Raw genomic sequence first — 25,451 nt, forward strand, 5'->3', positions numbered from 1 at the left:
ACCTCGGTTCCGGGCCGTTTTCTTATCCGCGCAGGCCGATCGCAATGGTGGCGGCGGCGCTTTCGTTCTCGGCACTGGCGACCGGATAGGCGCAGTAATCGGCGGCGTAATAGGCGCTGGGGCGGTGGTTGCCCGACCAGCCGATGCCGCCGAACGGCGCGCTCGACGCCGCGCCGTTGGTCGGGCGGTTCCAGTTGACGATCCCGGCGCGGATGCCGCTCCAGAATTGTTCGTAGCGCTTGGCCGACGGCGAGATCAGCGAGGCCGACAAGCCGTAGCGGGTGGCGTTGGCCTGCGAGATCGCGTCCGCGAAGTCGGAAGCGCGGGAGACTTGCAGGACCGGGCCGAACAGCTCATCATCGGGACGGTCGACAACCGCGCTGACGTCGAGGATCGCGGGCGTCAGCAGCGGCAGGCCTTGCGCGATGCGCTCCAGCGGACGGAGGACCGTCGCGCCCATGCCGACGAGTGTGGCGAAAGCCACTTCAAGCATTTCGGCCGCGTCATGGTCGATCACCGGCCCCATGAACGGCGCTGGTTCGTCATGCGGCGCGCCGACGATCAGCCGGTCGGTGAGGCGGGTCAGCGCCGCCATCAGCGGATCGAACAGCCGGTCCTCGACGATCAGCCGTCGCCCGGCGGTGCAGCGTTGCCCGGCGGTGGTATAGGCCGACTGGACGATCAGCGCGGCGGCGGCGTCGAGGTCGGGATCGTCCCAGACGATGATCGGGTTGTTGCCGCCCATCTCCAGCGCCAGGATCTTCTCCGGCCGCTCGGCGAACTGGCGGTTGAGCGCCAGCCCGGTGCGCGCCGAGCCGGTGAAGAGCAGCCCGTCGATCGCGTCATGCCCGGCCAGCGCGCGGCCCTGATCCGGTCCGCCGATCAGCAGCCGGACGACCCCCTCGGGCACCCCCGCGGCATGATAGCATTCGACCAGGAACGCGCCCGTCGCGGGTGTCTTCTCCGATGGCTTGAACACCACCGCATTGCCCGCCAGCAGGGCTGGCACGATATGGCCGTTGGGCAGGTGCGCGGGGAAATTATACGGCCCCAGCACCGCCAGCACGCCATGCGGCCGGTGGCGCAGCGCCATGCGTCCGCCGCCGGGCTGGTCGGTGAAGCGCTCGCCAGCACGCTCGGCCTGCGCGGTGATCGAGATGGCGACCTTGGCGATGACGGTGTCGACCTCGGTCTTGGCCTCCCATAGCGGCTTGCCCGTCTCGCGTGCGATCAGGTCGGCAAAAGCGTCGGCGCGGCTGCGCACGATCTCGGCGAAGCGGCGAAGCGTATCGATCCGCTCGGCCAGCGGTGTCCTCGCCCAAGCGGGCCATGCCGCACGCGCGGCGGCGACCTCCCGATCGGCATCACCGATGAGAAGCTCAGCGATCAGGGCGCCGGTGGCGGGTTCGTAGGTCGGCAGAAACTGGGTCATGGCGGAAGGCTAGGCCGCCGTAACCGGGTCGGCAAGCGCCCGGCCCATGGCGCGCACCCGCGCGACCTTGTCATGCAGCATGGTCCAGTCGTCACGCTCGGCGATCGGCGCCCAGATCGCCTCGACCTCGTCGATCAGCATCGATTCCGGCGTGCCCTGCCAATAGGCGCCATCACGGGGGCGACGCGGCGCGTAGGGCTCGATCAGGTCGCGCAAGCCGTTCCACGTCTCGTCATAATGGTCGGGCACCTGTCCGCCGAACAGGTCGAAATAGGTGCGGTCGAGGCTTGCCTGGCTCTCGCGCAGCGCACGCTCGAAGGTCTGAACGAGCGCCCGGTCTTCGGTGCCGCCGCGCGGGGTCAGCCCCAGCCGCCACAGGAGCGCGGTGACGATCTCCTGCTGATAGGTCGTGGCGAAGCCCTCCAGCGCGGCGATCAGCGGATCGCTCTCGGCGATCAGGCGCAGGCTGGAGGCGAACTGCATCACGTCCCACTGGATCGCCTCGGGCTGGCGAGCAAGCGCGTAGAGGCCCGAATGGTCGAAATAGGCGGCGGTGAACTCGGGGTCCCAGGTCGGCGCGAACCGCCATGGGCCATAGTCGAAGCTTTCGCCGGTGACGTTGATATTGTCCGAATTGAGCACGCCGTGGACGAACCCGGCGGCCATATAGCGCGCCGCCAGCGTCGCCGTCCGCTGCGCCACCAGCGTCAGCAGCCGGACCGGATCGTCCGAATCCTCGCTGTAGAAATGGCGAAGCACGTAAGACACGAGCCGCTTCATGCCCGCTTCGTCGCGCTCGAAGGCGAGGCGTTGGAAACTGCCGATGCGGATATGGCCGTGGCTCATCCGCACCATCACCGCCGAGCGGGTGGGGGACGGTTCGTCGCCCCGGTGCAGCGCCTCGCCCGTCTCGATGATCGACAGGGTGCGCGAGGTGGGGACGTTCAGCGCCTCCAGCATTTCGGTCGCCAGGATTTCGCGGACCCCGCCCTTCAGCGTCAGGCGACCGTCGCCGGAACGGCTGTACGGCGTCTGGCCCGACCCCTTGGTGCCGAGTTCGAGCAACCGGCCATCGCGGGCTGTCATCTGCGCGAAGGTGAAGCCGCGCCCGTCGCCCAGGTCTGAATTGTAATGGCGGAACTGATGCCCGTGATAGCGCATCGCGAAGGGCCCCGGCAGCGTGTCGGGCAAGGGCTGGAACCGGCCGAGATGCGCGGTCCATTCAGCATCGGTCAGCGTCTCCAACCCGATCTCCGCCGCCGCCCGGTCGTTGCGGAAGCGGATGATCGTCTGCGGGAAATCGGCGGGCGCGACGGGATCGGCGATGAAATCGGCGATCTCGGTCAGGGCGGTCGAAGGGCGATAGGCTTGCGGGGATACGGGCATGCCGCGATATGGAGGCGGCACCGGAGGACCTTCAAGCATGATCCCTCATGAGAATCGATATTGGTGGTCGAAGGACGGCCTGCGGCTCCATGCACGGGATTATCCGGGGGATGATACGCTGCCCCCGGTCATCTGCCTGCCGGGCCTGACTCGCAATGCCCGCGATTTCGAGGGGCTGGCCGAGGCGCTGGACGGCCGAGCCCGCGTCATCGCGGTCAGCTTCCGAGGGCGGGGCGAGAGTGCCTATGCCAAGGATCCGATGACCTATGTGCCTCTGACCTATGTGCAGGACGTCGAGGCGATGCTGGACGAGTTCGGCATCAGCCGCTTCGTTGCGGTCGGCACCTCGCTGGGTGGGATCGTGACGATGGTGCTGGCTGCCACCGCGCGCGGGCGGCTGGCGGGGGCGGTGCTGAACGATATCGGGCCGGAGATCGAGGCGGCGGGCCTAGCGCGCATCCGAGGCTATGTCGGCAAGGGGCAGAGCTTCCCCACCTGGCTGCACGCCGCGCGCTGCGTCCAGGAGAATAACGAGGACGTCTATCCCGGCTGGGGGATCGAGGACTGGCTCGCCATGGCCAAGCGCACGCACCGGCTGACCAGTGCGGGGAGGATCGTGCTCGACTATGACCTGAAGATCGCCGAGCCGTTCCGGGTCCCCAATACCGAGGGTGGGCCGGACATGTGGGCCGCGCTGGACGCGCTCAACGGCGTGCCGACGCTGGTAGTGCGCGGCGAACGGTCGGATATCCTGAGCGCCAGCGTCGCCGAGCGGATGGTCGCCCGGCTGTCGCCGTCCGAACTGGTGACGGTGCCCGGCGTCGGCCACACGCCGCTGCTGACCGAGACCGAGGCGCTGGCGGGGCTCGGCCGCTTGCTCGACACGGTGGCGGGGTAGGCCGATTCTCCTCCTCCCCTGCAAGGGGAGGTGTCGCGCGAAGCGTGACGGAGGGGTATCCCCGGTGGTGATTTTGGTCTGACTTCGCAAACCGTGACACCCCTCCGTCAGGCCTTTGGCCTGCCACCTCCCCTTGCAGGGGAGGAAAATGGCGCTGGCGGTTTTCATCGCCGTTCCCGCCCGCTAAATCCGCGCGCATGGCCCGTCCGCTGAACATCCTGCACCTTCATTCCTCCTTCTCGCTGGGCGGCAAGGAGGCGCGCGCGGTCGCGTTGATGAACGCATTCGGCGATGCCGCGAAGCACAGCATCGTCTCCGCCATGCCCGACGAACTGGGCGCGCGCGATTCGATCGCCAAGGGCATCCGCTATGAGATCGCGCAGGATGCGCCGCCGCTGACCGGCAAGCCCTCGGTCAAGCGGTACGAGGCGATTGCGGGTTATATGCGCCGCTTCGACTTGGTGCTGACCTATAATTGGGGCGCGATCGACGGGGTGATGGCGCGCCGGGTGTATTCCAAGGGCGCGCCGCCGCTGGTCCATCACGAGGACGGCTTCAACGCCGACGAGGCGCGCGGCCTCAAGATCGAGCGCAACATCTATCGCCGCATTGCCCTGTCGGCGGCGGACGCGCTGGCGGTGCCCAGCCATATCCTGGAGGCGATCGCGCTCCAGACCTGGAAACAGCCTGCCGCGCGGGTGCACCGTATCCCCAACGGCATCGACACCATGCTCTATGCCCGCGATCCCGATCCCAAGGGCATTCCCGGCTTCGTCCGCCAGCCCAAGGAGATCGTCGTCGGCGCACTGGCAGGCCTGCGCACCGTCAAGAACCTGCCGATGCTGGTCCGCGCGATGGGCGGCATTCCCAACCGCTTCCGGCTGGTGATCGTGGGCGAGGGGCCGGAGCGGGCGAACATCATGCAGGCCGCCGCCGCCATGGGCATCGCCGACAGGCTCGTGATGCCGGGCTTCCTGCCGCGCCCGTATAACTTCATCCGGCATTTCGACATCGTCGCGCTGTCCTCGTTGTCCGAACAGGCGCCGATCTCGGTGCTGGAAGGGATGGCGGCGGGACTGCCCATCGCCTCGCTGCCCGTCGGCGATGTGGCGTCGATGGTGTCCGAGCCGAACCGCCAGTTCATCGCCGACGCCCCCAACGAGGTGCGGCTGCGCGACGTGATCCAGGCGCTCGTCAACCATCCCGAGCTGCGTGCCGAGGCGGGGGCGGCCAACCAGGCGCGCGTGCGGGCCGAGTTCGACCAGAGCCAGATGATCGCGCGTTACAAGGCGCTTTACGAAGGCGTGTTGGGGCAGCCGGGCGCGCTGGGCTGAGGTCGGTACGGGGGCCGGTACGTGACCGTGCCGTTAATTCCCCTCGCTAAGCGAACCTAACACGCTATATGAAACCCTTTCGGACCAGTAAGGTGAAGACGTGTTCAAAGGCTTGAGCCCCATCCTGTACAACGGCCGCGAGGTTTGGCCGCTGATCGAAGGCGGGAAGGGCGTCGCTGCGACCAATCACGCTTCTGCCGGTGCCTGGGCGGCGGCGGGCGGCGTCGGCACCGTGTCGGCGGTGAACGCGGACAGCTACGACGCCGAGGGCAAGATCATTCCCCAGATCTACCGGGCGTTGACCCGGCGCGAGCGGCATGAGGAACTGATCGAATACGCTATCGAGGGCGCGGTCCAGCAGGTGAAGCGCGCCTGGGACATTGCCGGTGGCAAGGGCGCGATCAACATCAACGTGCTGTGGGAAATGGGCGGCGCGCAGCGGGTGCTGGAAGGCGTGCTGGCGCGCACCAAGGGTTTGGTCGCGGGCGTCACCTGCGGTGCGGGTATGCCCTACAAGCTGTCCGAGATCGCGGCGCATCACCAGGTCAGCTATCTGCCGATCGTCTCCTCGGGCCGCGCCTTCCGCGCGCTGTGGAAGCGGGCCTATTCCAAGGCGTCGGAATGGCTGGCGGCGGTGGTCTATGAAGATCCCTGGCTCGCCGGTGGCCATAACGGTCTGTCCAACGCCGAAGACCCCTTGCAGCCCCAAGACCCCTATCCGCGCGTGAAAGCGCTGCGCGACACGATGCGCGAGGGCGGGATTTCGGACGAGGTGCCGATCGTGATGGCGGGCGGCGTCTGGTATCTTCGCGACTGGAACAACTGGATCGACAATCCCGAGCTGGGCAAGATCGCCTTCCAGTTCGGTACGCGGCCTTTGCTGACGCAGGAAAGCCCGATCCCCGAAGAGTGGAAGCAGCGGCTGATGACGATCGAGGAGGGCGATGTCCTTCTCCACCGCTTCTCGCCGACCGGCTTCTATTCCAGCGCGGTACGCAATCCGTTCCTGCGCAGCCTGGAGGCGCGTTCGGAGCGCCAGATCGCCTTTTCGACGCAGGAAGCGGGTGACCATGTCTTCCAGCTCGACGTGGGGGTGAAAGGCAAGAATTTCTGGGTGACCAAGGGCGACCTGCTGCGCGCGCGCGAGTGGTTCGGCGCGGGCTTCACCATGGCGCTGAAGACGCCGGACAACACGCTCGTCTTCGTGTCGCTTGAGGAAGCCAAGGAAATCCGCAAGGATCAGGCCGACTGCATGGGCTGCCTGTCGCAGTGCCTGTTTTCCAGCTGGGCGGACAGCGAGACCAACTCGACCGGCCGTCTGGCCGACCCGCGCAGCTTCTGCATCCAGAAAACGCTGCAGGAGATCGCGCATGGCGGCGATGTCGAGCAGAATCTGATGTTCGCCGGGCACGCAGCCTATAACTTCAAGCGCGATCCCTTCTATTCGAACGGGTTCGTGCCGACGGTGAAGCAACTGGTCGACCGCATCCTGACCGGCGACTGATCCTCACCGATCCGTGTAATGAAAAGGGCCTCTCTCGATAGTCGGAAGAGGCCCTTTTTCGTTCAGTCGGCGACGGTGCCGACCACCGCGCCCGCCGTGCCGCCGACCGCCGCCCCCTTCTGGACGCTGCCGCCCGTCGCCGCCGCGACGCCTGCGCCGCCCGCACCACCGATGGCGGCGCCCTTCAGCGTCGAACAGGCCGAGATCGACAGGGTGGTCGCGGCAAGGGTGAAGGCAATTGCCAGCTTTTTCATGGGGGTAGCTCCTGTTTGAATGACAGGAGGGGAATGCGGCGATGCCGGACAGGGTTCCGCGCCGCAACATTTTGATATGAAGCAAGAACCGATCATCCCGCTCCGATGGGATGGACAGACGGTTGATCCGGGACAGGGCCTGTGTCAGGCGGACGCCCATGCAGCCAGACATCCGCGCCATCGTCGCCGCCTCGTCCCACGCTCTCGTGACCGGCAAGAAGGTCGCCGGCCTCTATGACCAGTCGACGGACCGGCATTTGCGGATCGCGGCCGAGGCGCGTGGCGAGCATCTGCAAGGCCTGGACGGCGACCGGAACGTGAAGTTCGGCGGCACGCTTCCCGAACTGCGCGAAACCGGGACCGGCGCGGCGATCCATATGGAAATCGCCGATGGCGAGACCAAGGGGTTCGACCGCAGCAGCTCCGGCCACTTCACCTGCCGGATCGAGGATCAGGTCATCCAGCTCTACGATCATGCGGAGAGCGCATGGTTCACCTTCGTCGTTCAGGGCGTCGAGTAGCTGCGTCAGCGGCTGACGATATCCTGAAGCGTGATGTCGTCACGCGCCAAGTCGTGATGGGGTGGTGGCGGACCCGCCCCCAACCCCATCCGTTGCAAAATAGATCTATTTCAACTTTGCAGCGTGCAGGCCGGTCTTGGTGGAAATGATGATATAGCCATCCGGCGTCAGCGCCAGATTGCCGCCATAAGATGTTTTCCACACAACTGGAAAGTTGCTGTTGCCAAGGTCGATTGCGAAAGTCGTATTGGCGCTCGCTACAAATAGATGGCTGTCAGATACTACGACGTTGCTCGTCAGATTGTCCGAGCCACCGACATCGATGGATTTTGATACCGCTCCGGTCGCGGTGTCAATCATATCAATTATTGTGCTCGCGGAACGAGCCGCATAAATGATGCCGCCACGCAGTGCTGGTTGCCCAGTGTAACTATAGCTTGATCGCCACAACGGTTTGTCTTCGTTAAGTCCAAAGGCGGCGATAGGAAGAGATTTGCTGGGATCGTAGTTGTCGGTAAAAACAAATATTCGCCCCATCCCGTCCAGCATCGGACCGCCGACATAGCTCCCCGAATAGCTTAGAAAGCTTTTTGTGAAAAACGGGTTCTGGATGGATTTTAACGGCGTACCGGATCGGTCCAGAACAGACAGGGTTCCTACTCTGTAGAAATATACATAGCGTTGATCGACGGCAACACTCTGCCCATCCATGACGTAACCGCCATATTGCGTTCTATCTTCCGTCCGCCACATCCTGTTGCCGCTTGCAGCATTTGCTCCGAATACGACATTGCCATAATAGCCGGATGCGAAATAAATCTCATCATCCACCATGGTCGGCACGCTGCCACTGCTGAATTGAGCATCATACTTCGCTGTGCTCAAATAAGCGCCGTTTGTCGCATTGATGACCTGTAAAGGCGCGGCGGAAGAGGTGCCGTTGGGGGGTGCCGATGCGACCCGCCCATTGGCGTAGGCCGGACCATAGGGAATTGTGTTAGGATAGACATTTTCGCCACCAAGGTCGAAGCCCCACAATAAAGCGGCGTTGGATGTCGCTATTGCCTGTGTGTAAATATGGCCATCCGATTTGACGACGTTGAAGAATATCTTCCCTGTTATCGCAGCGACATCACTCGGTGTTTTGGAAGTGTTGATCGTCCAGGAATCGGCAAACTGTGCGGTCGAGAAAGTGGCGGCGACATAACCCGTATGACCAGGATTGCCCTGGAAGGTCGACCAATTTCCGTCGGCCGGTATCGGTGACGCTAGCGGCAGGATTGATGAGGTGGGGGTCGGCGTGGGGGTCGGCGTCGGTGTTGGCGTTGGAGTCGGGCTGGGTGTCGGGGACGGCGTAGGCGATGGCGCGGGCGTAACCGTTACGGCCCCAGTGTCACTCGAGTTATCGGCCCCGCCACAGGCACTTACCGTAAGCAAAAAGGGCAACGTCGCCAGCGCCAGTTTCTTCATATGTCCCCCCAGTGAGCACGTCTGAACAAGAAATGCTCTGGCAACTAGTATCGGGAAGGCCGTTCTTCGCAAGCGGAGAATGTATATGCAGTCGTGGCCAGCCGCATCGATTTGAATACGAGTTCCGCTGATGGAGGGATACACCCGATCGGCCGAGCTAAAGCCATCCCTCTAGCACCTGATCCGGTGGGCGGTGGCCGTCGGCCCAGCTGCGGATATTGGCGATGACCTTTTCGCCCGAGGCGACGCGGCCCTCCAGCGTGGCCGAGCCCATATGCGGGGTCAGCACGACATTGGGGAGGGCCAGCAGGCGCGGGTCGATCTCGGGTTCGTGCCGCCACACGTCCAGCCCTGCGCCCGCGAGTCGTCCATGCTCCAGCGCCTCGACCAGCGCGTCCTCGTCGACGATCCCGCCGCGACTGGCGTTGATGAGATAGACGTGGGCACGCATCAGCGCGATGCGGCGGCGGTCGATCAGGTCGTGGCTGTCGGCGTTGAGCGGTGTGTGGATCGACACGATGTCGACCGTGCCCAGCATCGCGTCGAGATCGCCATACCAGGTCGCACCCAGTTCCGCCTCGATACTGGCGGGCAGGCGGCGGCGGTTGTGATAGTGGATCGACAGGCCGAAGGCGCGCGCCCGCCGCGCCACCGCCTGGCCGATCCGCCCCATGCCGACGAAGCCTAAGCCCTTGCCGCCGATCCGGTGCCCCAGCATCCCGCCGGGACTCCACCCCTTCCACGCGCCCGAGCGGACCAGCTTCTCGCCCTCGGCCAGGCGGCGCGGCACCGACAGGATCAGCGCCATCGTCATGTCGGCGGTATCCTCGGTCAGGACGCCCGGCGTGTTGGTGACGATGATGCCGCGCGTGCGCGCTGCCTTCAGGTCGATATGGTTCACGCCCGCGCCGAAATTGGCGATCAGCTTCAGCCGGGGACCGGCATTCGCGATCAGGTCGGCGTCGATCGCGTCGGTGACGGTCGGCACGAGCACGTCGCAGTCGGCCATGGCGGCGGCGAGCTGTTCCCGGCTCAGCTTTTCGTCCGATCGGTTAAGCCGCGTCTCGAACAGCGCGGCCATCCGCTCCATCACGGGATCGGGCAGTTCGCGGGTGACGACCACCCTGGGGTTCAGGCAGCGGCGTGGATCGACCATGGCCATCGGATTGCGGCAAGCCCGCGGGTCCGTCAACCGGCGATCGCGCGCCCGAACATGGTTGAAGCGGCCCCCCGGCTCGGCGTAGAGCATCGCGCGGGCGGGCAGGTAAAGGGACATATGATGCGCAGGTCCATGGCCGGACTGGCTATTTTGGCGGCGACGCTGGCGAGCGGCACGCTGGCGGTGGGGCCATTGGCTCCGGCGGCGCAGGCGGCGACCGAAAAACGCGCGGTGCCCTATTATGGGTCGATCGGCGCTTCGGTGGCGCGGATGCGGACCGGCCCAGGGCGCAACTATCCCGCCAGCTGGAATTATCGCCGTGCCGACCTGCCGGTGAAGGTCGTTGCGGTGTTCAAGGAATGGCGCAAGGTGCAGGACCCGGACGGCACGGAGGGCTGGATGCTCGCCGTCCTGCTGCGCAACACCCGCACCGCCATCGTGCGTGGCACCGACCCGCTGCCGATGCGCTCGGCCCCGGATGAGGGGGCCAAGACGCTGTGGCGCGCGGCGCCCGGCGTGGTCGGGCGGGTCAGCGAGTGCAATGGCGGCTGGTGCCGGTTCGATGTGAAGGGGCAGGCGGGATTCGTGCCCGTGGGTTCGATCTGGGGTGTCGAGCCGGGTGAGGTTCTACCGTAAGCCACTTGGCACGCCCCTCCCGCAGGCGGGAGGGGATGGGGGAGGGACGGCCGCAGGCGATGGGCTCGGTGAGACTCCATGCCCTCCCCCGACCCCTCCCGCCTGCGGGAGGGGAGAAGCGTGGCGGCACTAACCGGCTTTGAGGGCTGCGCGTCGCGCCGTGGCAGTTGTAAGGATTCCTTCGTTCGCCGCCAGACACGCCCCTCCCGCAAGCGGGAGGGGAGAAGCGTCGTGGCACTACTTGGCTTTGAGGGCTGCGCGTCGCGCCGTGGCAGTTGTGAGGATTCCTTCGTTCGCCGCCAGACACGCCCCTCCCGCAGGCGGGAGGGGATGGGGGAGGGTAGGCCGCGGGCGATGGTCTCGGTGAGACTCCATACCCTCCTCCAACCCCTCCCGTTTACGGGAGGGGAGTAAGAAGAAGGATGCCCTCTCGCCTGCGGGAGGGGCGAAGAAGAAACTTAAATCAACTCCACCGCCATCGCGGTGGCTTCGCCGCCGCCGATGCAGAGCGACGCGACGCCGCGCTTCGCGCCCTTCGTCTCCAGCGCCGACAGCAGGGTCGCCAGCACCCGTGCCCCACTGGCACCGATCGGGTGGCCCAGCGCGCAGGCGCCACCATGGACGTTCAGCCGGTCGTGCGACAAATCCATGTCCCGCATCGCGATCATCGCCACCGCCGCGAACGCTTCGTTGACCTCGTAGAGGTCGGCGTCGTCGGTCGACCAGCCCGCGCGCTCCAGGGCTTTGCGCATCGCAAAGACCGGCGCGGTGGTGAAGCGGGCGGGCGCATGGGCGTGCCCCGCCTGCGCCACGACCCGCGCGATCGGGGTCAGGCCCAGCCGCTCGGCGACGCTCAAGCGCGTCATCACCAGCGCCGCCGCGCCGTCCGAGATGGATGAGGCGTTGGCCGCCGTGATCGTCCCGTCCTTCGAGAAAGCGGGCTTGAGCGTCGGGATCTTCGCGGGATCGCCCTTGGCGGGCTGTTCGTCGAGCGTGATCTGCTCCTCGCCCTTGCGCGTCTTGACCGTGACCGCCACGATCTCACGATCGAACGCGCCCGATCCTTGCGCCGCCTTGGCGCGTTCCAGCGAGGCGATGGCGAAATCGTCCTGTGCGCCCCGCGTAAACTGATATTCCTGCGCGGCTTCCTCGGCGAAATGGCCCATCAGGCGACCGCGCTCATAGGCGTCCTCCAGCCCGTCGAGGAACATGTGGTCGTACAGCGTGTCATGCCCGATCCGCGCGCCGCCGCGATGCTTGTGGCTGAGATAGGGGGCGTTGGTCATGCTCTCCATGCCGCCCGCGACGATCATGTCGGCTGATCCCGCCGCCAGCGCCTCGGCCGCCATGATCGCGGCCTGCATGCCCGACCCGCACATCTTGTTGACCGTCGTCGCCTCGACATGTTCGCCGAGGCCCGCAAAGATCGCCGCCTGGCGCGCGGGCGCCTGGCCCAGCCCGGCCGGGAGGACGCAGCCCATATGGATACGCTCGACCAGAGCGGGGTCGACACCCGCCCGCTCGACCGCGCCCTTGACGGCGGCGGCGCCCAGCTGAGTCGCGGACAGGCCCGACAGGCTGCCCTGGAACGAGCCCATGGGCGTGCGGGCATAGGACAGGATGACGATGGGATCCGTCATGGCATACTCTCCGATTGGGTCTGTTTTGATGTCGTTATTTGGCGCGGGCCTTACGCCTTTTGCCCGGGGCAAGCAAAGGGGTTAGGGGGCGGTCCATGACGTTCGGGGCGGCATCGGCTTTGTGGGCCGCGATCTATGGCGGGGCGGGGGCGATCATCGGGTCGTTCGTCGCGGCGCTGGTGCTGCGCTGGCTGGACGATCGATCGGTGCTGACGGGGCGATCGGCCTGCGATCATTGTGGCAGCCCGTTGCGCGCGTGGGAGCTGGTGCCGGTCCTGAGCTTCGTCGCGCTGCGGGGCCGCTGTGCACGGTGCCGCCAGCCGATCGATCCGGTGCATTGGCGCATCGAAACCATCGGCGCGCTGATCGGCGTCACGGCGGGCTGGGTCGCCGGGCCGGATGGCTGGACGGGGGCGTTGTTCGGCTGGTCGCTGTTGGCGCTGGGCGCGCTCGATGCGCTGGCCTTCTGGCTGCCCGATCGGTTGACCGTATGGCTGGCGGGGGCGGGATTGCTGACCGGGGTGCTCGGCCACGCGCCGTCGCTGGCGGAGCGGATCGTCGGCGGGCTGGTCGGCTTCGGCGCGCTCTGGGCGATTGCCGAGGGTTATCGCCGGTGGCGCGGGCGTGAGGGGATGGGCGGCGGCGACCCCAAGCTGTTGGGCGCGATCGGGCTGTGGCTGGGCTGGCGGATGCTGCCGGGCGTGTTGCTGGCGGCGTGCGTCATCGGGCTGGGCTTCGTCGCGGTGCGGCATCTGCTGGGGCGGCGCGCGAGCGGGCAGGACATGGTGCCGCTCGGTGTGTTGCTAGCGCTGGCGGCTTACCCGGCCTGGGTGTTGGTGATAGGAATGGCGTCATGATGCTTCTGTCGATCCTCGCTTTGGCACAGGCGACCCCGACCGTGCCCGCGCCCCCGGTGCTGGGCGCGCTGCCCAAACAGGCTTTGCCCGAGCGGGGCTGTGCGGCCTATCTCTGGGCGGTGCAGGACCAGCGCTTCGTCGCGATGGTCGACCCGGGTCGGCTGCGCATCATGCTGGACGGCAAGCCGACCGATCTGGCCGCCGCCCAAGCCGAGGGCGGAAGTGCGCTGGGGCTGGCCAGCACCACCCGCTATGTCGGGGCGGGTGTCGCCGCGACGCTCGACATGACGATCACCCAACGCGAGACGTTGCAGGACGGGGCGATCGTCTCCGATGCCAGCATCCGCCTAACGCGTGGAAATCAGGATGAAATCGTTGTGCCCGTCGGCGGCCTTGTCGGGTGTGCGCCCGCTGCTCGGTGAACGTCTGAGGGAACCTCACCGCTTCTGTCGGCGTTATGGCACGGTGGGGGATCGTTCCGAATAACGGAAGGCCCTGTCGGAAAGGGGCTTTTGACGGCGTGGCGGAACGGATCGGCAGACATACCTGGCTTGCGTTCGCGCTCATAGCTCCCACCCTCTTTTCCTCTCCCGTATCCGCACAACTGTCCAAGCCCGGCACCGCGCCCGCGCAAGGGCCCAGCCTGCCGCAAGATCAGCGCGATGGCGCCACCGATCCGCAGGGCAACGCCCCGATCGTCCCCGATGCGCAGTTCAACGCCGCGCTGCCGCCGCTGAGCGGGGACATCAACGCGCCGCTGGAGCCCATGTCGTCCATGGCGAAGGATCAGCCCCAAACGCAGACCATCCCGGTTCCCCAGACCGCGCCGCCGCTGCCCGCTGCCCAGACCGGTCAGCCGCTGGCGACGGGCGAGACGATCGGGGCGATCGCACCGGAAGACCCGCAGCTGGCCCAGCCGCTGACCCCGCTCAGCAGCTTCAATTCGACCCCGCTCGATACGGTCGCCGATACCAAGAGCCAGCGCGCGCCCGATATCCGTTATGACATGGAGGTGCGCGGGCTCGCCGAGCTGAAGCTGGACGACGAGTTCAAGGGGCTGTCGGCGCTGCGCGAGGGCAAGGGCAAGGCGGCGAACGCGACCCAGGTCTCGGCGCGGGCGCGCGAGGACGAGCAGCTGGCGATCCGGCTGATGAAGTCGCTGGGCTATTATGACGCCACCGCCGTCTCGACCCTGCAACGCGAAACCGCCGCCGATGGCGAAGCGGGGCGGCTGAAGGTCGTGCTGACCGCGACGCCGGGGCGGCTCTATCGCCTGTCCTCGATCACGGTGAATGCGCAGCCGACCGTGCCGACCGACCTGATTCGCAGCAACCTGCCGCTCAAGGTCGGCGACCCGATCGAGGCGGCGCGGATCGAGGGGGCGGAGGCCAATGTCAGCCTGGTCCTGCCCCAGCGCGGCTATCCCTTCGTCAAGGTGGGGCAGCGCGACATATTGCTGGAGGATCAGGGACCGGAGCCGGTCGGTGCCTATACCCTGCCGGTCGACACCGGCCCGCGCTCGGCCTTCGGCAAGCTCACCACGGCGGGTGATCCAGTTTTCGATCTCGACCATCTGAACGTCTTCCCGCGCTTCGATGAGGGGCAGCTTTACGACTCGCGGTTGACCGACGACCTGCGCAACGCACTGGTCGCGACCGGGCTGTTCAACGGCATCGCGGTCGAACCGAAGCGGACCGGACGCATGAACCCGGACGGCACCGAACAGATCGACCTGCAAGTCACCCAGACCAAGGGGCCTGCGCGCACTCTGTCGGGTGAGGGCGGCTATTCGACCGGGCAAGGCGTGCGCTTGCAGGGCAGCTTCACCAACCGCAACGCCTTCAAGCCCGAAGGTGCGCTGATCGCCTCGGTCATCGCGGGCACGCAGGAACAGGGCCTGAGCGGCACCTTCCGCCGTTCCAATGCCGGGCGACGCGACCGGACGTTCCAGGTCATCGCCTCGGCCAGCCATCAGAATTACGACGCCTTCGACGCGTTCATCGGCACCGTCGCCTTCCGCTGGAGCTATGACTCGACGCCGATCTGGCAGAAGAAGTTCACCTACGCCTTTGGCGGCGAGCTCACCGGCACGAACGAGAGCGTCTATGATTTCGCGCGCGGCGACCGGCGGCGCGCAACCTATGGCATCGCGGCGATTCCGGGGCAGGTGGTGTTCGACCAGTCGAACGACCTGCTCAACCCGACACGCGGCTATCGCCTTAAACTGAACCTCAGCCCCGAAACCTCGGTGCGCGGCGCGGTGCGGCCCTATGCCCGTACCATGGTCGAGGGGACCTTCTACTACCCCTTCAACGATAGTCTGGTGATCGCCGGCCGCGCGCGGGCGGGGGCGATCTTCGGCATCGACCGTGACGATCTGGCGCCGTCGCGGCGCTATTATGGCGGCGGCGGCGGATCGGTGCGCGGCTATGGCTTCCAGCGGCTCGGGCCGCTCGATCCGCAGGGCAATCCGGTCGGCGGACGCAGCCTGAACGAGTTCGCGCTGGAGGCGCGCTATCGCTTCGGCAATTTCGGCATCGTGCCCTTTATCGATGCGGGCAACAGTTATGAAAGCACGCTGCCGACGGGCAAGGACCTGCGCTTCGGCGCGGGCATCGGCGGGCGCTTCTACACCAATTTCGGGCCGCTGCGCGTCGACGTGGCGACGCCGCTGAACCCGCGTCCGGGCGACGGCAAGGTCGCCCTGTATATCTCGATCGGGCAGGCCTTCTGATGGCGGACGAGCAGACCTTGGCGCCTGAGCCTGCAACCGAAACCGTCATCGTCCGTCGCCCGCTGTGGCAGCGGGTGCTGAAATGGATCGGCATCGCGATCCTGGGGCTGATCCTGCTGGTCGGGGCGATCCTGCTGGGCATCAACACCGATCCGGGTCGCCGCTTCGTCGCGGACCAGCTCGGCGGCTATACCACCGCCTCGGGCCTGAACATCAAGGTCGGGCGGATCGAGGGTTCGCTCTATGGCCAGATGCGGCTGGTCGACCTGCGGGTCAGCGATCCCAAGGGCGTGTTCCTGTCCAGCCCGCGCCTCGACGTCGACTGGCGGCCCTTTGCCTATACGAAGAACCATATCGACGTCCGCTCGCTGAACGCCGACCTGGTGACGCTGGCGCGCAAGCCCGCGCTGAAGCCGACGCCGAGCGATCCCAATGCGCCGTTGCTCCCCGATCTCGACATCGATGTGAACCGGCTGACGCTGAAGCGTTTCGTGATCGGTGCGCCGGTCACGGGCCAGCGTCATGTGCTGGCGATCGACGGCAAGGTGCATATCGCCGACCGCCGGGCGCAGGTGACGGCCAGCGCCGACGCGCTGCGCGGACAGGGTGTGGCGGGCGGCGACCGGCTGCGGCTGGTGCTGGATGCGGTGCCCGATGCCGACCGGCTGGCGATTGACGTCAAGCTGACCGCGCCGACCGGCGGCGTCGTCGCCACCATGGCGGGGCTGAAGGCGCCGCTGACCCTGTCGGTCGACGGGCGCGGCGGGTGGAAGGCCTGGAACGGTCGCGCGGTTGCGACGCTGGGCGGGGGCGAACTCGCCAATCTGAACGCCACCGCGCGCGACGGCCATGTCGAGGTGCGGGGCGTGACCCGGCCCGGCCTGTATCTGGAAGGGCCGGTCGAGCGGCTGACCGCACCGGCGCTTCAGGTCGCGATCGACACCACGCTCGACGAACGCCGCGCCGATACGCGGATGAAGCTGCGCTCCTCGGCGCTGATGGTCGATGCGGGCGGCCTGCTCGATCTGGCGAACAGCCGGTTCGGCAATTTCGCGGTCGATGCCAAGCTGCTGACGCCGGGCGCCATCGCGCCGAACCTGCGCGGCCGCGACGTGCTGGCGCGCGTGGTGCTGGACGGTGCCTTCGCGATGCCGACCGTGGATTACAAAATCCGCGCCGCCGCTTTGGGCTTTGGCGAAACCTCGGTCGAGAATCTCTATGCCGAGGGTCTGGCCAAGGTGAATGCCGACCGCATCCTGGTGCCGGTCAAGGCCAAGGCACGGCGGATAGCGGGTCTGAACGCGGCGGTGGGTGGCCTGACCAACAATGTCGCGATCCAGGGCGACTTCGCGGTCGCCATGCCCAATATCCTGTCGGATAATCTGCGCATCCGGTCGGACAATATCGACGCGACCGCCGTGGTCGTCGCGAACATGAAGACCGGCCGCTACACCGGCGCGCTGAAGGGCCGGGTGAACAATTACCGGGTCGAGAGCATCGGCATCATCAACCTGACCACCGACGCCAATCTGGTGGCGACGCCGGGCGGCTTCGGGATGAAGGGCCGGGTGGTCGCCCGCACCTCGCAAATCTTCAACGAGGGCGCGCGCAACTTCCTGGGCGGCAACGCGACCATCCGCGCCGATGTGGAATACAGCCCGCAAGGCATCGTGACGTTCAGCGGCCTGCGGCTGGCCGCGCCACAGTTCCGCGTGACGCGGGGCAGCGGGCGGTTCAACCCGGCCAATGGCGCGCTGGCGGTCGAGGCGGATGCCTATTCCAACCAGTACGGCCCGATCACCGCGCGGGTGACGGGATCGCAGACCAATCCGGTGATCGTGCTACGCGCGGCCAAGCCGGGCGTCGGCGTCGGCCTCGCCAACCTCCAGGCGCGGGTCGTGGGGCAGAACGGTGCCTATGCCGTCAACGCCAGCGGCGACACCAATTACGGTCCCTTCACCGCCAATGTGCTGGTCAGCACCGGGCGGCAGCTGGCGATCGACGTGCGCAGCCTGGTCTTTGCCGGGATCAACGCGACGGGTCGCGTGGTCCAGACGGCGGCGGGGCCGTTTGCGGGCGCGCTGCAATTCGCCGGGCAGGGGATCAACGGCCGCGTCCAGCTGGCGGAACAGGGCGGCAACCAGCGGGCGGATATCGCCGCGCGCGCCTATAATGCGCGCGTGCCGGGGGCGGTCGACTTCACCATCGGTCGTGCCATCGTCAACGCCAGCGTGGTCATGCTGCCGGGCGCGCCGCAGATCGTCGCCGACGCGCAACTGGCCGACACCCGCTATGGCGAGGTCGTCATCCAGTCCTCGCGCGTCAAGGTGAACTATACCGGCCGGCGCGGCACGGCGCAGGCGGTGCTGACCGGATCGTCGAGCATCCCATTCAACATCGCGCTGAATGCGCAACTCGCGCCGAACAATTATCTGGTCGCAGCCAAGGGGCAGGCGAACGGCATCAATTTCCGCACCGCCAACCCCGCGCGCATCCAGAATGTGAAGGGCGAGTGGCAGGTGACGCCGACCCGGATCGATTTCGGGCGCGGGTCGGTGCTGGTCGCCGGGTCCTATGGCAATGGCCTGAAGGTGCAGACGCGGCTGGACAAGCTGCAACTGTCGATCCTCGACGCCTTCGTCCCCAATCTGGGCATTTCGGGCGAGGCGAGCGGCGCGCTGGACTTCGCGCAGGCACGCGACGCCAGCTTCCCCGCCGCCGAGGCGCGGCTGACCGTCGCCAATTTCCGGCGCACCGGTCTCGCCGCAGTGTCGGAGTCGGTGGACATCGTGTTCGCGGGGCGTCTGGTTCCCGATGGCGGTGAGGCGCGCGCGTTGATCCGGCGCGGGCAGACGGTGGTCGGCCGCATGGTCGCGAACCTGCGTCCGCTGCCGCCGGGCAATGGCGGCTGGGTCAACCGGCTCATGCAGGCGCCGCTCTCGGGGGGCGTCCGCTATAACGGCCCGTCGGCGGTGCTCTTCTCCTTTGCGGCGCTTCCCAACCAGCAGTTGAGCGGCCCGATCGCGGTCGCCGCCGATTTCGGCGGACGCGTGTCCTCGCCGCAGCTCAACGGGCTGATCCGCGCCGACAACCTGACCTATGACAATGAGGCGTACGGCACCCGCCTGACCAACATGCAGCTGGCGGGCCGCTTCAACAACGACCGGCTGGAAATCACCCGCTTGCAGGCCAAGGCGGGCGAGGGGACGATCCAGGCGCAAGGGACGATCGGCCTTGCGGCGGACAGCGGCTATCCCATCGACCTGCGCGCGCAGCTGAACAATGCGCGGCTGGCCGACAGCGATGCACTGGCCGCGACGACCAGCGGCACGATTCGCCTGACTCACAACCGCGACGGCGGCCTGATCCAGGGCAACCTGACCGTGCCCAATGCGCGCTACCAGATCATCCGCCAAGGCCAGGCCGAGGTGCCCGAGCTGACCGGCGTGCGCCGTCGCAGCGAAATCCGCACCCCGCGCCCGACCGACCGGCCCGCGCCCGCCGCACCGCCGGGGCTGTTCCGCCTCGACTTGCGGGTGCGCGCGGACAACCAGCTGTTCGTCTCCGGCATGGGGCTGGAGTCCGAATGGGAGATGGACCTGCGCATCGGCGGCACCAGCGCGGCGCCGACGATCAATGGCGGGCTTGACCTGGTACGCGGCACCTACAGCTTTGCGGGTAAACGGTTCGAGGTGAATCGCGGCACGATCCGCTTCCGTGGCGGCGCGCTGACCGATCCGGACATCAATATCCAGGCGACGACGACGACGGACGGCATCACCGCGGTCATCAACGTCACCGGCACCGGCCAGCGTCCGCAGATCAGCTTCACCTCGACGCCGACCCTGCCGCAGGACGAGGTGCTCAGCCGGTTGCTGTTCGGGACCAACCCCGAGAACCTGTCCGCGACCGAGGCGATCCAGCTGGCCGCCGCGCTCAATTCGCTGCGTGGGTCGGGCGGCGGCGGGCTGAACCCGCTGGGCAAGCTGCGCTCGGCGACCGGGTTCGACCGGCTGCGCGTGCTGGGCGCCGACGAGGCGACCGGCCGGGGCACCAGCCTGGCGGCGGGCAAGTACATCACCGACAATATCTATGTGGAGATCGTCACCGACGCGCGCGGCTTCACCGCCACCCAGTTGCAGATCGCGCTGACCCGCACGCTCAGCCTGTTGACCCAGACTGGCTCGTTCGGTGGATCGGCGGCGAGCCTGCGCTACTCGCGGGATTTCTGACGGGAGCCGCCACCCTCACCCTTCCGGGGCTTCGCCCCTCCCTCCCTCTCCCATTGGGAGAGGGAAGGGGCCCGCCCGCTGCAAGCGGGTGGGAAGGGTGAGGGCCGTAGAGCGCATCAGGGTTTCATCAAAATGAAACATCCGGCAGGATGCCCGCATGACCCCCGAGCATCTTGCCGCCGACGCCACCGCCATCCTGGCCGACCTGATCGCGATCGACACCACGTCGCGCGAGTCGAACCTGGAACTGATCGCCTATGTCGAGCGCCATCTGGGCGGGATCGGCGTCACCGGGCGGCGGGTGTTCAATGCCGATGGCAGCAAGGCCAATCTCTATGCCACGGTCGGCCCGATGGAGTCGGGCGGCGTCGTCCTGTCGGGACACAGCGACGTGGTGCCGGTCGACGGCCAGCCTTGGACCAGCGACCCCTGGCGGCTGACCCGGCGCGGGGACCGGCTGCTGGGGCGGGGGACCTGCGACATGAAGGGGTTTCTGGCGCTGTCGCTGGCCCTGGCCCCTTATGTCGCGCGTGGGGCCATGACGCGGCCGCTGCATCTGGCGATTTCCTATGACGAGGAAGTGGGATGCCTCGGCGCCCCCTCGATGATCGCCGAGATCGCGCGCGAACTGCCGTCACCCGCCGCGGTGGTGGTGGGCGAGCCGACCGAGATGGTGGTGGTCAGCGGGCATAAGGGCATCGCCACCTGGAACGTCACGGTGACGGGGCATGAGGCGCATTCCAGCCTGATCCATCTGGGCGCCTCGGCCAATATGGTCGCGGTGCGGCTGATGCAGCGGCTGGCGGATCTGGCCGAGCGGCTGGCGGGGGAGGGCGATCCGCACGGTCCCTTCTGCCCGCATCACGCCACGCTGACCATCGGCCAGATGAATGGCGGCACGGCGGTCAATATCCTGGCGCGCGAATGCCGCTTCGCCTTCGATCTGCGCACCCTGCCGGGGCAGGAGCCGGAAGCAATCCTCGCGCCCTTCTTCGCGGCGTGCGAGGCGGCGGATGCGGAGCTTCGCGCCCGCTTCCCCGAAGCCGGGGTGCAGGTCGAGCGGCGGTCGCGCACGCCCTCCTTCGCGCCAGAGGCGGATGGCGTGGCGGAGCGGCTGGCGCGGCGCTGGGCGGGCGACAACGGCCCGGCGCGGGCGGTCCCCTATGCCGCCGAGGCGGGGCAGTTTCAGGGGGCGGGGTTCTCGACCGTCATTTGCGGTCCCGGCTCGATCGCCCAAGCCCATCAGCCGGACGAATATATTGAGGTTCAGCAAATGGAGCGGGGTGCCGCCTTCATGTTGCGGCTGGCCGATGATCTCATCCGCTAACGGACGCGATTTTTACTTGGGTTAACCAGAAATCACGGGGCGGCGCCGACCTTTAGGCCCATTTGGGCCGCCCCATGACTTAACATGGATTACCAGGGGCGGATCGACTCGCCGTAGATCAGCGCCAGAATGAACTTCAGCATGGGTTTTCTCCCTCGAAAGCACCCTTTTGAGTGCGTGAATATGGTTAATTCGACGTTAACCATTACGCAATGGGGAAGCGGCGAGTTGCCAAGCGATTGGTTTGGCGCGGCAAAGGCGGTTAACACCTTGTTTAATCCCTGACCCTAGTTTTGCGGGCGTGAAGAAAGGTGCTTCCTCCACCGCGCCCGGCGCGTCCGCCTCCGTCACGGCCCCATCCGTCACGCCCACCGCTGCGGCCGATCCCCAGTGGCAATCGCTGGTGCTCATCGGCATCGGCAATTTCACGCTGCTGCGTCGCCAGCTGGGTCGCGCGTCGAGTGGTGCGTTGATCGAGGCGGTCGCCGACCGCGTGGCGCAATGCATACCCGACGCCGTCGCCCGCCCGACCGCGCCCGCGCAGGTCGAGGTGATGGTCCGCGCCGCGACCCGCGAGTCGCTCGACGCCCATCTGCTGACCCTGTCCGAAGTGCTCGGCCACCCCTTCGCGCTGGACGGCGGCGAGTGCCGCATCGAACCCGTGCTGGGCGCCGCCGTCGCCGCCGTGCCGCATGACGACGACATCCGCCTGCTGGAGGAGGCCGAACAGGCGCTGGCCGATGCGCAGGTGGAGGGACGGCTGATCGTGCGCGAGATGGCGGTCCCGACCGGGCGGCTCGACCGGATCGCGCTGGGCCATGAGCTGACCTGCGCGATCGCGCGCGACGGCCTATTCGTCGAATATCAGCCGAAGGTGCATGTCCGGCAACAGCGTGTGGCGAGCGTCGAGGCGCTGCTACGCTGGCGGCATCCCAGCTACGGCCTCATCAGCCCGGTCGAGTTCATCCCCGTGGCTGAGGAATCGCGAATCATCGGCCCGCTCACGCTCTGGATCCTGCGACAGGTCATCGCCGACCAGCGCCGCCTGGCCGAGGCGGGGCATCCGCTTCGCGTCTTCATCAACATCTCGGGCATGTTGCTGGGCGATCCGCATTTCGTGCGCGAAGCTTGCGCACTGGTCAGCGACAGCAGCGCGTGCATCGGCTTCGAGATCACCGAAACCTCGGTCATCCGCGATCCCGACTGCGCGATGACCAACCTCCAGGCATTCGTCGACATGGGCATCGCGGTGGCGATCGACGATTATGGCGCGGGGCTTTCCTCGCTCTCCTATCTGAAGCAGCTTCCCGCCTGCGAGCTGAAGATCGACAAGCTGTTCATCACCCAGCTGACCAGCAGCAATCGCGACCCGCTGATCGTGCGTTCGACGATCGACCTGGCCCATGCGCTGGAAATGGAAGTGGTCGCCGAGGGGGTGGAGACGCCCGCAACCTTGGCGCTGCTCAGCGTCATGGGGTGCGACATGATCCAGGGCTATCTTATCAGCCGGCCGATCGGGTTGGAGGCGCTGATCCATTTCCTCGACGAACAGGCGCATCAGAGCGTGACGGCACTGGCCCGGCCGACGCCGCTGGCCCGGCTGGTGACCCGTGCGCGCGGTTAGGATCGCGCTGGTCATTGCCGCATTGCTGGTCGCGGCGGGTGAAGTTCGCGGCCAGACCGTTTCAGCCCCGCCTCAGCCCACCCTCGACCAGGCGCTAAATGCGGCCAAGGCGGAAATGCTCCGCGATCCGGCGCGTGCGATGCAGAGCGCGGACAAGGCCCGCCGCGCCGCGCTGGCCATCGGCGACGAGCGGCGGCGCACCCTGGCGCTGGCGACCGCCGATTGGCTGCGCGGCGAGAGCGCGGTGCGGCTCGGGCGGAGTGAGGACGCCAAGGCCGCAATCGCCGCCGCGATGCAGGCGGCGCGCGGGCTGGACCCGCATTCCGACCTGATGGGCAATATTCTTCTGACGCAGGGCGGTCTGGCCCGAGCCGATGGCGGGATCGCCGAGGCGCTCAATGCCTATCAATCGGCCTATCGGGCGTTCCAGCGGCTGAACGATACGCGTGGTCAGGCCAAGGCGCTCGTCCAGATCGCCGACCTGTATAACGATGCGAAGGACTTCACCTCCGCGCTTCACTATCTTGAACAGGCGAGTGGCGCCTATCGGGGGGACGACAGCCTTCGTCTGGCGATCCTCAACAACCGCTCGTTGACGCTGGGTGAGTTGTCGCGCCCCGGCGATGCACTGATCCAGCTGCGCGAGGCGATGCGGCTGGCGCGCCGGATGAAAAGCCCGGCGCTTCAGGCGGTCATCGGGCGGAACATGGCGCGAGCCGCGTTGCAGATGGGTCGGATCGGCGAGGCCGAGGCGATGATCGCCACCGCCACGCGCAGCGATCCGCACGCCACGGCCGACGATGTCCGCGCGCTGCAGAGCATCGCCGCCCAGGCCGCTTTCCAGCGCGGGCGACTGGCCGAGGCGGCGCAGCTGATCGACCGCAGCTTTGCCGGGGTCGATCTGGCGAACACGACCGTCCTTCAGCGTGACGCGCATCGCAGCGCATATCGCATCTACGCGGCGGCCGGGCGGACGGCCGACGCGCTGCGACATTTGGAGGCGCTGAAACGGATCGACGACGAAGCGACGCGTCTGGCGACCTCGACCGGATTGGCGCTGATGGGCGCGCGGTTCGACTTCGCCAATCAGGAACTGCGCATCGCCCGGATGAAGGCCGCCGATCTGCAACGCAATATCGCCTTCGAGCGCGCGCAGTTGCGCACCGAACGTTTCATCCTGATCGGCTCGGTCGCGGCGATCGTCGTGGTCCTGGCGCTGCTCGGCATCTGGCTGGTGACGCTCGGCCGCAGCCGCAATCGCATCCGCGCCGCGCATAGCGAACTGGCCGTGACCAATGACGAGCTGGAAAAGGCGCTGGCGGTCAAGACCGAGTTCCTGGCGACGACCAGCCATGAGATCCGCACCCCGCTGAACGGCATATTGGGCATGACCCAGGTGATGCTGGCGGACGCGGCGCTGGCGAGCGACCAGCGCGAGCGGGTGGAGGTGATGCACGGCGCAGGGCTGACCATGCGTGCGCTGGTCGACGATCTGCTCGACGTCGCCAAGATCGAACAAGGCCGGCTGACGCTCGAACAGGCGCCTTTCGATCTGGCGACGACGATCCGCGATGCGTCCCGCCTGTTCGAGGGGCAGGCGGTGGCCAAGGCGATCGGCTTTACCCTCGATCTGGCCGATTGCCCTGCGACCGTGATGGGCGACCCGGCGCGCATCCGGCAGATCGTGTTCAACCTGCTGTCCAACGCCCTGAAGTTCACCAGCGTCGGACAGGTCCGGCTGGCCGCGCGCCGCCACGAACGGGGCGTATCGATCAGCGTCACTGACAGCGGCATCGGCATCCCGCCGCACAAGCTTGAGGAGATATTCGAGGCGTTTCGCCAGGCGGATGCCAGCACGACGCGCCAGTTCGGCGGCACCGGGCTGGGCCTCGCCATTTGTCGGCGTCTGGCCCGCGCGATGGGCGGCGACGTGACGGTGGAAAGCGAGCCGGGCCGGGGATCGTGCTTCACGCTCGACCTGCCGCTGACCGAGGTGGCGCCGGCCTCCGCGCCGGAGCGTCCGCTGGTCCTGATCCTCGACCGCAACCCGATCCGTCGCGCGATGTGGACCAAATTGTGCGCGCCTTATGCGCAGGTCGCCTTCGCCGCCGATGCCGGGGAGGCGGCATCGCGACTGAGCGATGGCGGGGTGACGCAGATGCTGATCGACGACAGCGCGATCCGGGAGGAAGGCAGCACCGCCGCGTTGGGCCGCATCGTCAGCGCGAGCGACCGTCCCATGCCTGTCCACCTGCTTTGGCCCCAGGCTGAGCCCCTGGAAGGGAACGATTTTATTGCTGAAGGATTAATCGACGTTATCGCCAAGCCGATTACGGGGACCGAGGTGATGCGGAAGATGTTCGACGCCTCACCGCAAACCGCCGCCCGGCCACTTGTAACGCAAGCGGCATGATCGTTAGGGCTCCAGAATGACCGCGATCAC

At 67.0% G+C, this 25,451-nt stretch carries 18 protein-coding genes; 12 read left to right on the forward strand and 6 right to left on the reverse strand.

Annotated features, from left to right (window positions below):
• Positions 1-22: 22 nt before the first annotated feature.
• Positions 23-1,432, reverse strand: a complete 1,410-nt coding sequence (gene astD, locus KV697_RS16495) for a succinylglutamate-semialdehyde dehydrogenase (RefSeq protein WP_219019111.1) — start codon at positions 1,430-1,432, stop codon at positions 23-25.
• 9 nt (positions 1,433-1,441) lie between these two features.
• Positions 1,442-2,818, reverse strand: a complete 1,377-nt coding sequence (locus KV697_RS16500; protein ID WP_219019112.1) for a protein adenylyltransferase SelO family protein — start codon at positions 2,816-2,818, stop codon at positions 1,442-1,444.
• A gap of 37 nt (positions 2,819-2,855) precedes the next feature.
• On the opposite strand from KV697_RS16500, the gene KV697_RS16505 reads away from it, so the two are divergent.
• The 3 genes from KV697_RS16505 to KV697_RS16515 all read left to right on the forward strand — a co-directional run bounded on the left by KV697_RS16505 (position 2,856) and on the right by KV697_RS16515 (position 6,554).
• Positions 2,856-3,716, forward strand: coding sequence for an alpha/beta fold hydrolase (locus tag KV697_RS16505; RefSeq protein WP_219019113.1), 861 nt, complete (start codon positions 2,856-2,858; stop codon positions 3,714-3,716).
• 197 nt (positions 3,717-3,913) lie between these two features.
• A complete protein-coding gene (locus tag KV697_RS16510; RefSeq protein ID WP_219019114.1) occupies positions 3,914-5,050 on the forward strand; it encodes a glycosyltransferase family 4 protein in 1,137 nt (378 codons plus the stop codon).
• A 100-nt stretch (positions 5,051-5,150) separates the two neighbouring features.
• Positions 5,151-6,554: an NAD(P)H-dependent flavin oxidoreductase gene (locus tag KV697_RS16515; protein WP_219019115.1), complete on the forward strand. Its 1,404-nt coding sequence runs from the start codon at positions 5,151-5,153 to the stop codon at positions 6,552-6,554.
• Positions 6,555-6,616: 62 nt separating this feature from the next.
• On the opposite strand, the gene KV697_RS16520 is transcribed toward KV697_RS16515, so the two are convergent.
• Positions 6,617-6,808, reverse strand: a complete 192-nt coding sequence (locus KV697_RS16520) for a hypothetical protein (RefSeq protein WP_219019116.1) — start codon at positions 6,806-6,808, stop codon at positions 6,617-6,619.
• A 158-nt stretch (positions 6,809-6,966) separates the two neighbouring features.
• Here KV697_RS16520 and KV697_RS16525 point away from each other — a divergent pair, with 158 nt between their 5' ends.
• Positions 6,967-7,329, forward strand: coding sequence for a hypothetical protein (locus KV697_RS16525; RefSeq protein ID WP_219019117.1), 363 nt, complete (start codon positions 6,967-6,969; stop codon positions 7,327-7,329).
• 105 nt (positions 7,330-7,434) lie between these two features.
• Here KV697_RS16525 and KV697_RS16530 read toward each other — a convergent pair whose 3' ends face one another.
• Together KV697_RS16530 and KV697_RS16535 are read right to left on the reverse strand one after the other, a co-directional pair.
• Positions 7,435-8,799 carry an outer membrane protein assembly factor BamB family protein gene (locus tag KV697_RS16530; RefSeq protein WP_257575383.1) on the reverse strand — a complete coding sequence of 455 codons (1,365 nt, stop codon included), beginning with the start codon at positions 8,797-8,799 and terminating at the stop codon, positions 7,435-7,437.
• Positions 8,800-8,956: 157 nt separating this feature from the next.
• A complete protein-coding gene (locus KV697_RS16535) occupies positions 8,957-9,955 on the reverse strand; it encodes a 2-hydroxyacid dehydrogenase (protein ID WP_219021456.1) in 999 nt (332 codons plus the stop codon).
• Between the two features lie 123 nt (positions 9,956-10,078).
• On the opposite strand from KV697_RS16535, the gene KV697_RS16540 reads away from it, so the two are divergent.
• Complete coding sequence (locus KV697_RS16540; RefSeq protein ID WP_219021457.1) at positions 10,079-10,594, forward strand: SH3 domain-containing protein; 516 nt, start codon at positions 10,079-10,081, stop codon at positions 10,592-10,594.
• A gap of 458 nt (positions 10,595-11,052) precedes the next feature.
• On the opposite strand, the gene KV697_RS16545 is transcribed toward KV697_RS16540, so the two are convergent.
• The gene (locus KV697_RS16545) at positions 11,053-12,234 is read right to left on the reverse strand and encodes an acetyl-CoA C-acyltransferase (protein WP_219019118.1); all 1,182 of its coding nucleotides are present in this window, start codon (positions 12,232-12,234) and stop codon (positions 11,053-11,055) included.
• Positions 12,235-12,329: 95 nt separating this feature from the next.
• Between KV697_RS16545 and KV697_RS16550 the strand changes: the two genes are divergently transcribed.
• The 7 genes from KV697_RS16550 (at position 12,330) to KV697_RS16580 (ending at position 25,421) form a co-directional block, all read left to right on the forward strand.
• Positions 12,330-13,091, forward strand: a complete 762-nt coding sequence (locus KV697_RS16550; protein WP_219019119.1) for a prepilin peptidase — start codon at positions 12,330-12,332, stop codon at positions 13,089-13,091.
• Positions 13,088-13,513 (forward strand): hypothetical protein, encoded by a 426-nt coding sequence (locus tag KV697_RS16555; RefSeq protein WP_219019120.1) that lies wholly within the window; start codon positions 13,088-13,090, stop codon positions 13,511-13,513. The genes KV697_RS16550 and KV697_RS16555 overlap by 4 nt, the downstream gene beginning before the upstream one ends.
• A 98-nt stretch (positions 13,514-13,611) precedes the next feature.
• Positions 13,612-15,825, forward strand: coding sequence for a BamA/TamA family outer membrane protein (locus KV697_RS16560; RefSeq protein WP_257575384.1), 2,214 nt, complete (start codon positions 13,612-13,614; stop codon positions 15,823-15,825).
• Positions 15,825-20,057 (forward strand): translocation/assembly module TamB domain-containing protein, encoded by a 4,233-nt coding sequence (locus tag KV697_RS16565; RefSeq protein WP_219019121.1) that lies wholly within the window; start codon positions 15,825-15,827, stop codon positions 20,055-20,057. The genes KV697_RS16560 and KV697_RS16565 overlap by 1 nt, the downstream gene beginning before the upstream one ends.
• A gap of 157 nt (positions 20,058-20,214) precedes the next feature.
• Positions 20,215-21,384, forward strand: coding sequence for an acetylornithine deacetylase (argE, locus tag KV697_RS16570; RefSeq protein WP_219019122.1), 1,170 nt, complete (start codon positions 20,215-20,217; stop codon positions 21,382-21,384).
• Between the two features lie 301 nt (positions 21,385-21,685).
• Positions 21,686-23,008, forward strand: a complete 1,323-nt coding sequence (locus KV697_RS16575; RefSeq protein WP_219019123.1) for an EAL domain-containing protein — start codon at positions 21,686-21,688, stop codon at positions 23,006-23,008.
• The gene (locus tag KV697_RS16580) at positions 22,995-25,421 is read left to right on the forward strand and encodes a tetratricopeptide repeat-containing sensor histidine kinase (protein WP_257575385.1); all 2,427 of its coding nucleotides are present in this window, start codon (positions 22,995-22,997) and stop codon (positions 25,419-25,421) included. Before KV697_RS16575 ends, KV697_RS16580 begins: the two co-directional genes overlap by 14 nt.
• The last annotated feature ends 30 nt before the right edge of the window (positions 25,422-25,451 follow it).

The organism is Sphingomonas sanguinis (genome assembly GCF_019297835.1).
Taxonomy (GTDB): domain Bacteria; phylum Pseudomonadota; class Alphaproteobacteria; order Sphingomonadales; family Sphingomonadaceae; genus Sphingomonas; species Sphingomonas sanguinis_D.